This window comes from Streptomyces sp. NPDC057616, assembly GCF_042800575.1.
Taxonomy (GTDB): domain Bacteria; phylum Actinomycetota; class Actinomycetes; order Streptomycetales; family Streptomycetaceae; genus Streptomyces.
On record NZ_JBHVGU010000013.1, the window covers coordinates 220,289 to 234,178 of the forward strand.

The window sequence follows — 13,890 nt, forward strand, 5'->3', positions numbered from 1 at the left end:
CCGGGTGGGAAGGGCGGTGCGGTCGGTGGGGGCGGGGCGTGCTGGTCGGCCCGGTGCCGGGGGGTGCCCGGGCCGACCGGTCAGAGGCGGCCGGTGAGCATGCCGTGCCAGTAGAGGGGCGGCAGACCGTACCGTTTGAGCGCCCACATCGTGCGGCGCTCCTTGAAGGGGTCGAGCAGCGGGATGGTCGGCGTGGGGTTGAGGTCGTAGTCGAACTCGGCGAGCAGCATCCGGTCGCGGGCGGTGACCAGCGGACAGGAGGTGTAGCCGTCGTACCGGTGCGAAGGGGCCCGGCCGTTCATGACGTCGAGGAGGTTCGCGGCGACCACCGGGGCCTGCTTGCGCACGGCCGCGCCGGTCTTGGAGGTGGGCAGGTTCGCCACGTCGCCGAGCGCGAACACGTTGTCGTACGAGGGGTGTTGAAGCGTGTGCTTGCCGGCGGCGACGAAGCCCTGCGGGCTCGCGGGGTCGGCGAGCGGACTCGCCTTGATCCAGTCGGGCGCGCTCTGCGGCGGCACGGCGTGCAGGAGGTCGTGGCCGATTGTCTCCTTGGTGCCGTTCGCGTGGTCGGTGATCGTGACCGTACGGCCGTCGCCGTCGACGGCGGTCATCTCGGAGCGCAGCCGCACCTCGATGCCGAAGCGGGCGGCCACCTGCTCCAGGACCTGGGACCAGGCGGGCACCTTGAACATGGCCGGATCGGGGATGACGAGGACGATCCGGATGTCGTCGAGGACCTTGCGCCTGCGCCAGTGGTCGGCCGCCAGGTAGGCGATCTTCTGCGGGGCGCCGCCGCACTTCAGCGGGGTCGCCGGATGCGTGAAGACGGCCGTGCCCGAACGCATCTGCCGGATCAGGTCCCAGGTGCGGGGCGCGTATTCGGGTGCGTAGTTGCTGCTCACACGGTCGTGGCCGACCGCTTCGGCCAGGCCCGGCACACCGGTCCAGTCGAGCTGGAGTCCGGGCGCCATGATCAGGTACTCGTAGGCGAGTTCGGCGCCGCCGGAGAGCGTCACGGTGCGGGCCTGCGGGTCGACGGCGAGTGCGCGGCGGCGGATCCAGCGCACACCGTCCGGTATCACCGAGCTCTCGGGGCGGCGGGTGGCGCGCAGGGGCGCCTGGCCGCCGCCGACCAGTGTCCACAGGGGCTGGTACCAGTGGGTGTCGGACGGTTCGACCAGGGTGATGTCGGTGACGCCTGCGCGGCGCAGGCGGGCGGCGACGCTGATGCCGGCGCTGCCGCCGCCGATGACGGCGACGCGGTGGCGTCCGGAGATCGGTGCGTCGGTGGGGGAGGGGATGGCGGCCAAGGCGGTGCTCCTTTCCGGCCGGCCGACGAGGCGTGCGAGTGTCGGGCGACGTCGCTTCGTTGCTTCCTCAATTACCCCGGGGGGTATCTTCCGGCGAGGCTACGGCGACCCGGAGAGAGGCGTCAAATACCCCAGGGGGTATTTGCCTCAGAGGCAACCCGCACATCCGCGGCAGGGTCGGGACCAGGCCGTGCCCCTTGTGGCGCGGCCCTGGGCAGCCGGAGGGTCATCCGCGTCCCGCCGCCCGGTGCGGCGGCCGCGGTGGCCGTGCCGCCGTGGGCCGTGATCAGTTCCCTGACCACGGCGAGGCCGATGCCGCTGCCGCCTCCGGCGCGGGCGCGCGTACCGCGCCACAGGCGGTCGAAGACGTGCGGAAGCTCGTCGGAGGGGATGCCGGGACCGGTGTCGGTCACCTCGACGAGCGCCTCGGAGGCCGTGGCGAGCGTGGCGACGGTGACGGTGTCACCGGGGCGGCAGTGGCGGGCGGTGTTGCTCAGCAGGTTGCCGAGCGCCTGATGCAGCCGGTCGGCGTCCGCGCGGATCGGCAGAGGGGCAGGGCCCGGAACGGTGAGCACGGTCAGCCCGGCGGTGCGCAGTTCGGCCCCTCGTTCGGCCACGGCGGCCACGGCCAGTGCGGTCAGGTCCACCTCGGTCAGGTGCAGGGACAGGCGGGCCGACTCGGCCTCAGCGAGTTCCCCGAGGTCGCCGATGATGCGCCCCAGCCGCAGCGTCTGGTCGTGCAGACCGGCCAGACGCTCGGCGGACGGCTCGGCGTAGCCGTCGCGCAGTTCCTCCAGCCCCGCCTGCAACGAGGCCAGAGGCGTGCGCAGTTCGTGGGCGACGTCGGCCGCGAGCCGGTGACGGGCCCGCTCGGCCCGGCCGACGTCGTCGGCCATGGCGTCGAAGGCGCGGGTGAGGTCGCCGAGTTCCCCCGGTGCGTCGATCCCGGCGCGCGCGGTGCGGTCGCCGGCCGCCAGGGCACGGGCGGAGGCCGCGACCCGGACCACGGGAGCCGTCAGGCGCCGCGTGACGAACCAGCTCACGGCCAGCGCCAGAACCAGCGCACCGGCGGCGGCCGCGGCCACCCAGCCCCAGGCCACGGACAGCCCCGCCGACCCGGAGCCGGAGGGGAAGACCAGGCGCACGGAACCGACCGCGCGGCCGTCGACGATCACGGGCGCGTTCGCGCTGGGGCCCGAGCCGGTCATCTGCCCGTGATGGCCGTTACCTGCGCCGGGCATGCCGTGATCGCCCTCCGAACCGAAGTTGGACCCGGAGCCGGGTCCGGAGCCGCCGGTGACGGCCTCCCCGTCGCCGTTCCGCACGGTCAGCACCGTCCCGGCGCCGGCAGCCAGGGACCGCGCCGCCGACAGGTCCGCCGACGACCAGCCGTCCGCGGCGCGGTAGGCGTCGGCGGCGGCCGCCGCCACCCGGGACGCGGCGCGCTGGCGGTCGGCCTGGTGGGCGCTGCTCAGACCGGCGCCGGTTCCGGCGAGCGCGGCGGCCGTCAGGAGGGCCACGGACGCGAGCGCGACCACGGCGAACGCCGCGAAGAGCCGCCGCCCGAGCGGACCGAGGCCGCCGGACCGCCACCCGCCGGGCGCCGACTCCCTGGACTTCCATCCGCCGGACGCCGACGCGCCGGACTGCTGCCCGCCGGACCGCCACCCGCCAGGCGCCGACGCGCCGGACCGCCACCCGCCAGGCGCCGACGCGCCGGACCGCCACCCGCCAGGCGGCGACCCGCGGGACCGTCCTCCGTCGGATCGTGCCGAACCGCGCTCAGGAGTCACGGGCCCACCCCAGCCGGTATCCGACTCCCAGCACCGTCTCGACCAGCTCGGCGCCGGCGTCCCCGAGCTTGTGCCGCAGGTTCTTCACATGCGAGTCGATCGTCCGGTCGTACCCGGCGAACTCGTAGCCGCGTACCCGGTTGACCAGCTCGTAGCGCGAGTACACGCGGCCGGGCACCGACGCGAGTGTGGTCAGCAGCCCCCACTCGGTGGGCGTCAGCTCCAGCGGTGTCCCGTCCAGCGTCGCCTCGTGCCGGGTCTCGTCGATCCGCAGGCGGTCGCGGCCGTACGACCGGATCGACGGCGCACGCGTCGCCGTTCTTCCGGCGCGCTGCAGGACCGCGCCCACCCTGAGGACCACCTCGGTGGGGCTGAAGGGCTTGCTCACGTAGTCGTCGGCGCCGAGCCGCAGCCCGTGGATACGGTCCTCCACGGTCGTGCGCGCCGTCAGGACCACCACCGGGACGTGCCCGCGCTCGCGGGCCTCCCGCAGCACCTCGTCGCCCTCCACGTCCGGCAGTCCGAGGTCGAGCAGCGCCAGATCGACGTCGCCCTCACCGAGCAGCCGCAGCGCCTCGGCACCCGAGCCGGTCGTGAGCACACCGTATCCGGCGCGCTCCAGGTAGCGGCGCAGCAGCTCGCGGATCTCCTTCTCGTCCTCGACGACGAGCACGGTGGAGGCCATGTCCCCACATCTACGCTCCCCGCCCGCCTGCCCGGGAGGGCCGAACAGCCCCGATGCGCCCGTCGGTTGTCTCCATCCCGTCTCCACACGCGACGCACCGCGACTGCAGAGCCCGGCGCGACGGTGACGGTGCGGGAACGCAAGGGCGCTCTCGCGAACCCGAGGAGGTTCGCCATGAAGCGCAACATCAGGATCGCGACGGCCGTCGGCGCCGCCGCCCTCACCGTCGGTGGTCTGCTGACCGTCGGCGCGGTGGCGGCGGGCGGCGACACCGGCCCGGCACCGTGGCCGACCACGCGGCAGCACATGATGACGGATCGTCAGGACGACGGCGAGCGGCAGGGCGAACGGCTCGGCGGCCGGCTCGGCGACCGGTACGGCCAACGCCACGGCGACGGCATGCACGACTCCCGCCACGGCGGGGGCTGCACCGGCTACACCGCACTGGCCCCACGGGGCACGCTGACCACGGCCCAGAAGTCCACGCTCGCGCGGATGGCCGAGGAGGAGAAGCTGGCCCGCGACCTCTACACGGGGTTCGCCGATCGCTACGGCGTGCCGCTCTTCGAGCGGACCACGGCTGCCGAGAACAGCCATCTGGCAGCCGTACGCACCCTGTTGGACCGTTACGACGTCACCGACCCGACCGCGGGCAAGGCGACCGGCGACTTCGCCGACCCGGCCGTCCGAGCCACCTACGACCGGTACCTGAAGCAGGGCGACGGCAGCCTGACCGCGGCCCTGAACACCGGCCACAAGGTGGAGGCCGACGAGACCACCGCTCTGCGCCACGCCCTGACCGGGCTCAAGGCCCCCGACGTTCGGCAGATCTACGGCAACCTGCTCGCAGCCTCGGAACGGCATGAGGAGGCGTTCGAGCATGCGAGTTCGGACAGGTAGTCGGTGATGGTCCTGGCCCCTGCCTGGCCGCCGCCGGGACGGGACGATGGGACCCGGCGCAGGGCCGACCGGCCCTCGCGCGGGTCGCTCCCGTCCCGATATGCAGAGAGGAGAAGACAGGCTCCACGGGGCGAGGCCCGTCGCGCGGAGCGCCGGACGCAGGTGCGGAACGGCCCGGTCCGCTGGATCGGCGGCCACCGTGGCCTGCGTACGACCACCGGTGCGCGGCTCGTCCATCCCCGCGCACCGGTCTCCTGCCGCCCGGCACGGAGGCCTGTCGCACCAGGTCCGCTCCCCGGCGACCAGGGAGGACGCGATGTCCAAGCAGCGATCAAGCCGACGGCGGCCGGGAGTCCGGCTGCTCCCCTTCCTGGTGGCCCCCGCCGTACTGGCGCTCTACGCGCTGCGGTTCCGGCCGCGCCTGCTGACCTGGGGCGCGACGCCGGACGAGGCCACCCGCACCTACCCCGGCGACGAACTCTTCCCCGACGCCGACGGCACCTCGACCATGGCCACCACCCTTCCCGCGCCGCCCGAGAGGGTCTGGCCCTGGCTGGTGCAGATGGGCGGCGACCGCGGCGGCTGGTACAGCTGGGATCTGCTGGACCACTTCGGCATACCGAGCGCGGACCGGATCGCGCCCGAGTGGCAGAACCTGGAGGAGGGGCAGCGGCTGCCGGCGACGCGGGACGGCCAGGCCTGGTTCACCGTGGCCCGCGTGGAGCCGAACAGGACGCTGGTGCTGCGTTCGGACCTCAGCCTGCCGTCCGGCCACTCCTTCGACCCGGAGTGGGACGCCTTCCCGATGGCGCGCATGGACGGGGTCTGGAGCTTCCACCTGAGCCCGGCCGGCGACGGGGGGACCCGCCTGGTGGTCCGCACCCGCGGACAGGGGCGCCCGCGCCGCCTCACCCGGCCGTTCGACCTGCTGCTGGGTGAACCCGCCCACTTCATCATGCAGACCCGCCAGTTCCACAACCTGCGCACCCGGGTCACGGCGGCGGCCTGACCGATCCGGCCGAGACGGCGGTGTGCGCACGAGCGCCCAGGACCCTCTGCGGGTCGGCTGCCGGATTCGGTGGTCCTGGCTGGAGAACGGCCGGGCGAACGGCATCGCACACTCGTCCTCCCCGACGGCAGAGGGCTGCGCTACTGAGCCGAGGGCTCCGCGAGTGCCGCTGTGCGACGGTGGTCAGTGCGCGAATGCCGCGCTGGGACGGTGGTCAGTGCGTGAGTGCCGCGGTGCCACGGTGGTCAGTGCGTCGTCTCGACGTCTCCGGCCGGTGCGTGGGTCGCCTTCTTCTTCGCACGGCCGCCGCCGCCCGCGGGGAGGTTCGGGGTGACGAGGAAGGTCGCCAGGGTCACGCCGCCGGTGGCGAGGATCGCCGCCTTCAGACCGTCGAGCTGCGCCGACGCGTAGGAGTCCGTGACGGCCTGGACCTCCGACGGCGGCAGTCCGGACTTCTCGGCCGCGGACCGCACCTGGTCGGTGGTGACGAAGGAGATCCCGGACTCCAGGGCGATACCGGTCTGCTTGCGGGCCTCGTCGGACAGTTGCGGGTTGTCGGCGACCTCCGCGGTGAAGGCGTGGGCCAGCGCTCCCAGCAGGATCGACCCGATGAGCGCGGTGCCGAGCGCGGAGCCCAGGTTCTGCGCCGTGAACTGCAGCCCGCCGACCTCGCTGCGTTCCTCCTCGCCGACGGTGGACTGGACGACGTTGCCCAGCTGCGAGGCGAGCAGGCCGGTGCCCACGCCGACCAGGGCCATCGCGCCGGCGAACTGCGCGTCGTCGATGACCGGGTCGATGGTGGCCAGCAGCCACACGACGGCCCCCGCCAGGACGAGGAGGGCCAGCTGGACCACCCGCCGCGGTCCCGCCTTGCGGCCGATGGCGGAGGCGAGGACGGAGGCCAGGAGCATGGTGACGGAGACGGGAAGCAGCCGAAGCCCCGTCTGGAACGCGTCGAAGCCCTGCACCACCTGCAGATACAGCGGGATGACGAAGAACAGTCCCAGCAGGATGAGGTTCTGGCCCAGCAGGGCCATCAGGCCGGAGCGCAGCGGCGGCTTGCGCAGCAGAGCGAGGTGGACCAGTGGCTCGCTCGCCTCGGCCTCGCGGCGGCGCTCCCAGTGGAAGAAGAGGGCGAGTACTCCGATGCCGGCCCCGACGACGAACAGGGTGGGGGAGAAGCCGAAGATCGTGAACGGCGGGTTGCGCGGCGACACCCAGCCCCATGTGCTGCTCTGCAGCACGCCGAGCACGCCCAGGCCCAGCCCGGCCGCCGAGAGCACGGCGCCGATCACGTCGAGGTGGGGGCGCGGCCCGGTCCGCTCGACCTCGGTGATCATCCGGCGGCACAGCAGCACGGCCAGCACCACCACGACCTCGCCCGCGAAGACCAGCCGCCAGGTGAGATACGTCGTCACCCAGCCGCCCAGCAGCGGGCCGACCGCGATACCGGCGCCGGCGAGTCCGCCGATCACGCCGTAGGCCACGGCCCGGTCCCGCCCCCGGTACGACTCCGCGACGAGAGCGGCCATGGCAGGCAGCACCATGGCGGCACCGAGCCCCTCGACCACCGACCAGCCCAGTGCCAGCACCCATACGGTGGGGGCCAGCGCCGTCACGGCCGACCCGGTGCCGTAGACGATCATGCCGGTGAAGAAGAGGCGGCGGCGGCCCAGGATGTCGCCCAGCCTGCCGCCGATGATCATGAAGGCGGCCATCACGAGCGCGTACAGCGTGATGACGGCCTGGATGGTGGTGACCTCGGTGTCGAAGTCGTCGACGAGCTGGCTGATCGACACGTTCATGACGGAGGTGTCGAGGACCATCAGGAACTGGGCCGTGCCGAGAACGATCAGAGCGCGCCAGCGTTTCACGGTGCCCACCTCGCGCAGTCGGGCCGAAGGGCGTTCGGATCACCCTCCTCCATGGCAGCGGAACGGCACGCCGGGCGCCTCACCCGTCGCGGGCGAGGCTCGCGGCCAGGAAGTGACATCGGCAGAGGACTGTGCCGCAACCGCTGTGGCTGAAAAAGTGTCTCCTTACGCGTGGTCCAGCCGCTTCGGAGCTGGCCGGGTACGGCGGCACGCCGATCGGGGGACGATGTGAGCACATGGGTGGTGCCCGGATACACCGAGTCACTCGAACTCGGGTCGGGGGCGAGCGGGCGCGTCGTGCTGGCCGTGCACGGGGACAGCGGCGTTCCGGTCGCGGTGAAGTACCTCAGCGAATCCCTGCGCACACGCCCGGGCTTCGTCCACGACTTCCGGGCGGAGGCCCGCCTGCTCGGTGGACTGCAGAGCCTGTACGTGGCCGACCTGTACGAGTACGTGGAGAGCCCGGACGGCGCTGCCATCGTGATGGAACTGGTCGACGGCGTCTCGTTGCGGACGCTGCTCACCCGGCAGGGTCCCCTCGAACCCGAGGCCGCGCTCGCCGTGCTCAAGGGATCGCTGCTGGGGCTGGCCGACGCGCACGGCGTCGGCGTCGTCCACCGCGACTACAAGCCCGAGAACGTCCTGGTGGGGACGGACGGATCGTCCAAGCTCGTCGACTTCGGGATCGCGGTCGATGCCGGAACCAGCGCCGGAGTGGCCGGGACCCCCTCCTACATGGCCCCCGAGCAGTGGACCGGAGCGCCTGCCTCCGCCGCCGCTGACGTCTACGCGGCCACGGCCACCTTCTTCGAGTGCCTGACGGGGCACAAGCCGTTCACGGGCGACAACCTCGCCGAGCTCGCGCTGCAGCACGTCGAGGCCCCCGTACCCGTCGAGGAGGTCCCCGCGGCGGTACGCGAGCTCGTCCGCCGCGGTCTGGCCAAGGAACCGCAGGAGCGGCCGGTGCAGGCCGCGGCCTTCGTGCGGGAACTGGAAGCGGTGGCGGGCGCCGCATACGGGCCCGACTGGGAGGGGCGCGGCCGCGCCAGGCTCGCCGCCCTGGCGGCCCTGCTGGCGGTGCTGCTGCCCTCGGCGCGCGGCCCCCGCACCACCACGGACACCGCGCGGACGGTCCTGAGTCAGGGGGCGCGGCACGGCGGGATTCGGCCATGGCTGCCCGGCCGCCCCGGGATGCTCGTGTCGGCCGCCGCCGCACTCCTGGGCATCCTTCTCACCTACGGCATCCAGCACGCCTCCGGAGCGGCCGCGCAGCAGGCGGCCGAGGCCCTGGCCACCACCAGCGCCCAGTCCGCCGGCCCGTCGGCCGCGCCGCCCAGCACGGCGCCGTCGGCACCTCCGTCGGCGGGTGACCTGTCGCCGTCCCCCTCCCTCTCACCCTCGGATTCGGCGAGCACCGGCACCGGTGACCCCGGGACCTCGGCCACCGCGTCGCCCGCCCAGGCGACGACGCCGGGCGGCGCGACCACGGCCACGACACCGACGACCGCCCCCGCCACCACGGCGGCCGCTCCCGCCGTCAAGAACGTCACCGTGTCGGCCTTCCAGCAATCAGGACCCACGACCGGCACGGCCACGATCGACGTCACCGCGGAAGGCACCGGGCCGATCTCCATCACGGTCTCGTGGTACACGAGCAACATCGGCGTGCAGCTCGGCTCCCAGGACGGCATGTCCCAGACCTTCCAGCGCAGCGGCGCCACGCAATACACGATCACCGTCGACCACACCTTCCAGAACACCGGCTGCTACTGGGCGGTCCAGGCCACCACCGCTCCGGCGGCCGCCTCCGGCGCCGCCACGCAGCAGATCCTGACCAGGCAGTGTGAGATCCGATGACCGCTGAGAACGACACCACGCCCACGCCCGCGGAGGAGGGAGGGCCGACCCTCGCGCTCGCACCCGCCGACACGGAGGGCGCCACCCGCCGCCTCGGCCTGTCGGACGGCGGCGCGGAGGGCGCCACCCGCCGCCTCGGCCCGACGGACGGCAAGGCCGCGGACGACGAACCCGTCCGTCCGGACGCCGAGTACAGCGCCACCGTGCTGGGCAGCCACTGGATCCAGCGGCCCGAGACGGACGACACCCTCGTCGAAGAACCGCCGCGAGAGACTCCGCCGACACTGCCGGACCGCGTCGAGGGCACCGTGCTGCGGTTCGGTCCGGGGGTGACCGCCGCCCTCGCGCACCGCACCCTGCGGACACTCCCCGCCATGCCCGCGCCTGCCGCGCCCGTGAGGCGGAGGCTGCGTAAGCATGCCCTGCCGGTGCTGGTGGTGCTCGCCGTCCTTATCCTGCTCGCCTGGCAGCAAGCCGGGCGATCCGTGGCGGTCGGCAAGGTCGCGGTCACCGCCCGGCCGGCGGTGCTGGGATGTGACGGCACCGCGGACATCGTCGGCCTCGTCACCACGAACGGCCGGGCGGGCACGCTCACTTACCGGTGGATCCGAAGCGACGGCACCAGGTCGGGCGTCCTGCGCGAAGTGATGGTCCAGGGGCAGAAGCACGCGCGCCTTCACCTCCGCTGGACCTACCAGGGCAAGGGGCACCGCACGGCACAGGCCCAACTCCGCATCCTCACCCCGTCCCAGCGGTCGGCCACCACCCACTTCACGTACAACTGCCCCTGAACATGCCGTGATGTTCAGGCCCCACGCGGGGCAACGATCCGGCCGGTTCGGTGGTCTAGGGGGTGACACACACCGGCCTGCCCTGCTTACCGCCAACTGCCCTCGTCCGGACGGCGGTTGGGAGCATGGCGCGTTTTCCCGTGGAGGATTCATGAGCCGCTTCGCCGCTCCCTTGGGCGACAGACCAGCCGACGGACAGGCCGACAGAAAGGCGGACAGACCCGCCGACAGGCCGACGGGCGGACGTTGCGTCGGCAGCGTGGCACGGCGCGGCGCCGTGGTGGGGACCGTCGCCGTGCTGCTGGGGGGAGTCGGGGCCCCGGCCGATGCCGCGTCCGGCGCCGCGAACAGCGAGCCGGTGGTCAGCGGTGCCGTCGTCAATTCCGGGCACGACGTCATCGTGGGGATCACGCACAACGTGTCGTTCCCGGTGACGGTCTCCGGATCGGACGACTCCGGCCTGGCGTTCGCCGACGTGGATCTGAAAGGGCCGCACGGCGGCTTCTACACCACCGACGCGTTCTGCCAGACGGCGACGGCCTGCACGATGACGTTCACCGTCAACGCCCACCCGGCCCCGGGCAGCGACGATCCGGTGGACCTGGCCAACGCCAACGCGGGCACCTGGTCGGTGGACGCGCTGGTCGACGCCCACGACGAGGACTCCGTCTTCGCGCCCGGCGTGGGCTCGTTCGGCTTCAAGCGCGCCGCCCGGCTGACGGTCAACGCGGCGCCGGAGCCGGTGGCCAAGGGAGCCCGGATCACCGTCACCGGCAAGTTGGTGCGGGCCAACTGGGACACGTACCGGTACGCGGGATACACGGGCCAGGCCGTGAAACTGCAGTTCCGTGCCAAGGGCAGCGACACCTACACCACGGTGGCGACGGTGAAGACCAACAGCACCGGCAACCTTCACACCACCGTCAAGGCGGTCAAGGACGGCTACTGGCGCTGGAACTTCACCGGCACGAACACCACCGGGCCGGCCAAGGCCGCGGGCGACTACGTCGACGTACGCCCCTGAATCGGCGAACGCCCCGAGCGGCCGCCGCGGCCCGGCCCGGCGGCAGCCCTTCCCGCGACCGGTACGGTCACCGCCTGCCGGCAGGTGGTGATCAGGCCGCGGCCTCCTCCTCGGGGGCCAGCAGCAGCGCCCTCCGGCTCGCGTGCGCCACGGCGTCACTGACCCGCGGGTTGAAGAGTGCCTCGACGAAACCGCGGTGATGAGGGCTCAGGACGATGAGGTCCGCCGCGAAGTCCTCGGCCGACTCCGAGATGGTCGTGGGTATCTGGGCGGTCAGGCCTCTGGCCAGGACACCCTCGGTCTTGACGCCCTTGTCACGCAGGATCGTCACGGCCTCGTCGAGGAGGGCCTTGGCATGGTCGTCGTCCTCGAGAGGCTGGACCGTGGCCACCGAGGCGGCGGACGCGACGACATGCAGGACACGGACCTCCGCACCCGACGACTCGGCCAGCTCCCCGGCGAGGCGTACGGCGGAGTACCGGGCGGGGCTGGGGTCGACGGCGACCAAAATGCGCTGGAACATGAGCTCTTGAGGCCTTTCTGGAAGACCCGGAGAATCTCCGGGCGATCAAAGGCGCCGGACAGGGCGTCATGGAGATCAACAGCGGGCGTCGTCCAGAGCTTCCCGGGCGGCGCGTCTTTCTTTTCCGGCCGTCCAGGGTGAGGCGTCAGGACGTGGCGGCACGGATGCGGGCGAGCAGGGTCCTCAGCTGCGTGCGGTCGTCGGCGTCGAGCGCGGCGGTCGCCTCCGCCAAAGCGACCCGGTCCAGCTCCTCCGCCTCCCGGTGGCACGTCAGCCCCTTGTCGGTGAGGCGCAGCAGGAACGCCCTGCGGTCGCGGGGGTGCGGTACCCGCTCCACCAGGCCGTCGCGTTCCAGGCTGTCGACGATCGTGGTCGTGGTGCGGGCGGCGACCCCCGTCATCTCGCTCAAGTCCCGCATGCGCAGGGGTTCTTCCGCCCGGGCGAGCATGCGCAGGGCGCGCAGACGGGCGATCGACGCCCCACCGGTCCGCAGCCGTGCCTCCACGAACTGGCGCAGCTGGTGGGTGGTTTCGTACAACTCGTCGATCAGGACGTCGCTGCTGCCGTGCACTGCCATGTCGCTCCCCGTTCGCCGAAAACCCGATTCTATGAGCCTGCACATAGTGAGTATGCTCAGTATGTGCTGACGTCCCCGCCTGCCCGCCTTCCGCTGGCCTCTTCCCGTCTCAGTCAACGCCTGGTCGTCCCGATCATGTGCGTCAGCGTCACCTTCATCGCGATCGTCGACGGAGCGATCACCACGGTGGCGCTTCCCTCGATCGCGCGCCACTTCCAGCTGACGACCGCCGCCCTCGACGGGGTGGTGGTCGTCTATCCGGTCTGCCTGGCCATGACCATTCCGGCCTCCGCCTGGCTGGCCGAACGGTTCGGGGCCAAGCGGGTCCTGCTGACCGCGCTGACCGTCTTCCTCGGCGCGTCGCTGCTGTGCGGCGCGGCCGGCGACCTCACCGAGCTCGTCGCCTTCCGCGCGGCCCAGGGACTGTCCGCCGGCGTCCTCTTCCCGGCTTCGGCCGCCATGCTCTTCGCCACCTTCGACTCCACCGACCAGGTCCGGATATCCCGCTACATGATCATCCCGCAGCAGATCGCCCCCGCCGCGGCCCCGATCCTCGGCGGACTTCTGGTGGACCATCTCTCCTGGCGGTGGGTCTTCTACGTCAACCTGCCCGTGGGCCTGCCCGCCGTGCTGTTCGGGGTGCTGTTCCTGGCCCGGCACGACGGCCACCGGCCCGGACGGTTCGACCTGATCGGCCTGTTGCTGAGCGCCGCGGCGCTGGGGTCCTTGATGTTCGGCATCTGCGAGGGCCCCAACCGCGGCTGGTCCTCCGCGGCCGTCCTGACGGCCCTGGTCCTGGGCGCCGTCCTGCTCGCGGCGGCGGTCGCCTTCGAACTCCGCACGGCCGACGCCCTCCTGAAGCTCCGCCTCTTCACCGACCGGCTCTTCCGGGACACCAACCTGATCAACCTGGTGGGCCTGGTGCCGATCCTCGGCGCCATGTACCTCGGCCCGCTCTTCCTCCAGCAGGCACAGGGCCGCAGCGCGCTGGACTCCGGAACCAGCACCTTCCCCGAGGCCTTCGGCGTCCTGCTGACGGTCCAGCTGGTCGGCCGGATCTACGCCCGCGTCGGTCCCCGCGTCATCGTGGGCTGCGGCCTGGCCGCAGTGAGCGGAGTGCTGCTGCTGTTCGCCACCTGCGACGAGCACACCGGCCTGTGGACCTTCCGCGTCTACATGTTCCTGCTCGGCATCGCCATGGGAGGCGTCTTCATGCCGACGACGGTGGCCTCGCTGGCCAGCGTGGCCCGACGGGACCTGGCGCAGGCCTCCACCCTCAACACGGTCGTCCGCCAGACCGGCGGAGCGCTCGCTCCGGCGGTGGTGACCACGGTCCTGGTCCTGGGCACCCCCGCGGCGGCCGTCGCCGACCCGCCCGTCACCTCCTACCAGCACGCCTATCTCGCACTGGCGGCGATCGCCGCGGTCACCTCCGCCTTCGCCTTCACCGTCCCCGACGGCCCGGCGCGCATCGCCGCAAGCGGCGGCACCGCGCGCTCGAGCCGCCCCGCGGGTCTGCGACGCGAGCCGGAGAAGGCGGCGTAGGG

12 protein-coding genes are annotated in these 13,890 nt (G+C 72.6%); 6 read left to right on the forward strand and 6 right to left on the reverse strand.

Annotated features, from left to right (window positions below):
* Nucleotides 1-80 precede the first annotated feature (80 nt).
* The 3 genes from ACFU97_RS18745 to ACFU97_RS18755 form a co-directional block, all read right to left on the reverse strand.
* On the reverse strand, nucleotides 81-1,310 hold the full coding sequence (locus ACFU97_RS18745) for an FAD-dependent oxidoreductase (RefSeq protein WP_384257530.1): 1,230 nt from the start codon (nucleotides 1,308-1,310) through the stop codon (nucleotides 81-83).
* Nucleotides 1,311-1,432: 122 nt separating this feature from the next.
* Nucleotides 1,433-2,830: an ATP-binding protein gene (locus ACFU97_RS18750; protein WP_384257533.1), complete on the reverse strand. Its 1,398-nt coding sequence runs from the start codon at nucleotides 2,828-2,830 to the stop codon at nucleotides 1,433-1,435.
* A 262-nt stretch (nucleotides 2,831-3,092) separates the two neighbouring features.
* Nucleotides 3,093-3,788 carry a response regulator transcription factor gene (locus ACFU97_RS18755; RefSeq protein WP_384257536.1) on the reverse strand — a complete coding sequence of 232 codons (696 nt, stop codon included), beginning with the start codon at nucleotides 3,786-3,788 and terminating at the stop codon, nucleotides 3,093-3,095.
* Nucleotides 3,789-3,962: 174 nt separating this feature from the next.
* Here ACFU97_RS18755 and ACFU97_RS18760 point away from each other — a divergent pair, with 174 nt between their 5' ends.
* Nucleotides 3,963-4,688 carry a DUF2202 domain-containing protein gene (locus ACFU97_RS18760; RefSeq protein WP_384257539.1) on the forward strand — a complete coding sequence of 242 codons (726 nt, stop codon included), beginning with the start codon at nucleotides 3,963-3,965 and terminating at the stop codon, nucleotides 4,686-4,688.
* A gap of 316 nt (nucleotides 4,689-5,004) precedes the next feature.
* Nucleotides 5,005-5,697, forward strand: coding sequence for a hypothetical protein (locus tag ACFU97_RS18765; RefSeq protein ID WP_384257543.1), 693 nt, complete (start codon nucleotides 5,005-5,007; stop codon nucleotides 5,695-5,697).
* Nucleotides 5,698-5,942: 245 nt separating this feature from the next.
* On the opposite strand, the gene ACFU97_RS18770 is transcribed toward ACFU97_RS18765, so the two are convergent.
* On the reverse strand, nucleotides 5,943-7,580 hold the full coding sequence (locus ACFU97_RS18770) for an MFS transporter (protein ID WP_384257546.1): 1,638 nt from the start codon (nucleotides 7,578-7,580) through the stop codon (nucleotides 5,943-5,945).
* Nucleotides 7,581-7,799: 219 nt separating this feature from the next.
* Between ACFU97_RS18770 and ACFU97_RS18775 the strand changes: the two genes are divergently transcribed.
* From ACFU97_RS18775 to ACFU97_RS18785, 3 genes are all read left to right on the forward strand, one after another.
* Nucleotides 7,800-9,428 carry a serine/threonine-protein kinase gene (locus ACFU97_RS18775; protein WP_384257548.1) on the forward strand — a complete coding sequence of 543 codons (1,629 nt, stop codon included), beginning with the start codon at nucleotides 7,800-7,802 and terminating at the stop codon, nucleotides 9,426-9,428.
* Nucleotides 9,425-10,219: a hypothetical protein gene (locus ACFU97_RS18780; RefSeq protein ID WP_384257551.1), complete on the forward strand. Its 795-nt coding sequence runs from the start codon at nucleotides 9,425-9,427 to the stop codon at nucleotides 10,217-10,219. The genes ACFU97_RS18775 and ACFU97_RS18780 overlap by 4 nt, the downstream gene beginning before the upstream one ends.
* 259 nt (nucleotides 10,220-10,478) lie before the next feature.
* Entirely contained in the window at nucleotides 10,479-11,243 is a 765-nt protein-coding gene (locus ACFU97_RS18785; protein WP_384257552.1) for a calcium-binding protein, read from the forward strand.
* Nucleotides 11,244-11,334: 91 nt separating this feature from the next.
* Here ACFU97_RS18785 and ACFU97_RS18790 read toward each other — a convergent pair whose 3' ends face one another.
* Both ACFU97_RS18790 and ACFU97_RS18795 read right to left on the reverse strand, forming a co-directional pair.
* Entirely contained in the window at nucleotides 11,335-11,766 is a 432-nt protein-coding gene (locus ACFU97_RS18790; protein WP_384257555.1) for a universal stress protein, read from the reverse strand.
* A 145-nt stretch (nucleotides 11,767-11,911) separates the two neighbouring features.
* Nucleotides 11,912-12,343 carry a MarR family winged helix-turn-helix transcriptional regulator gene (locus ACFU97_RS18795; protein ID WP_384257557.1) on the reverse strand — a complete coding sequence of 144 codons (432 nt, stop codon included), beginning with the start codon at nucleotides 12,341-12,343 and terminating at the stop codon, nucleotides 11,912-11,914.
* A gap of 135 nt (nucleotides 12,344-12,478) precedes the next feature.
* On the opposite strand from ACFU97_RS18795, the gene ACFU97_RS18800 reads away from it, so the two are divergent.
* A complete protein-coding gene (locus tag ACFU97_RS18800; protein WP_384257560.1) occupies nucleotides 12,479-13,888 on the forward strand; it encodes a DHA2 family efflux MFS transporter permease subunit in 1,410 nt (469 codons plus the stop codon).
* Nucleotides 13,889-13,890 lie beyond the last annotated feature (2 nt).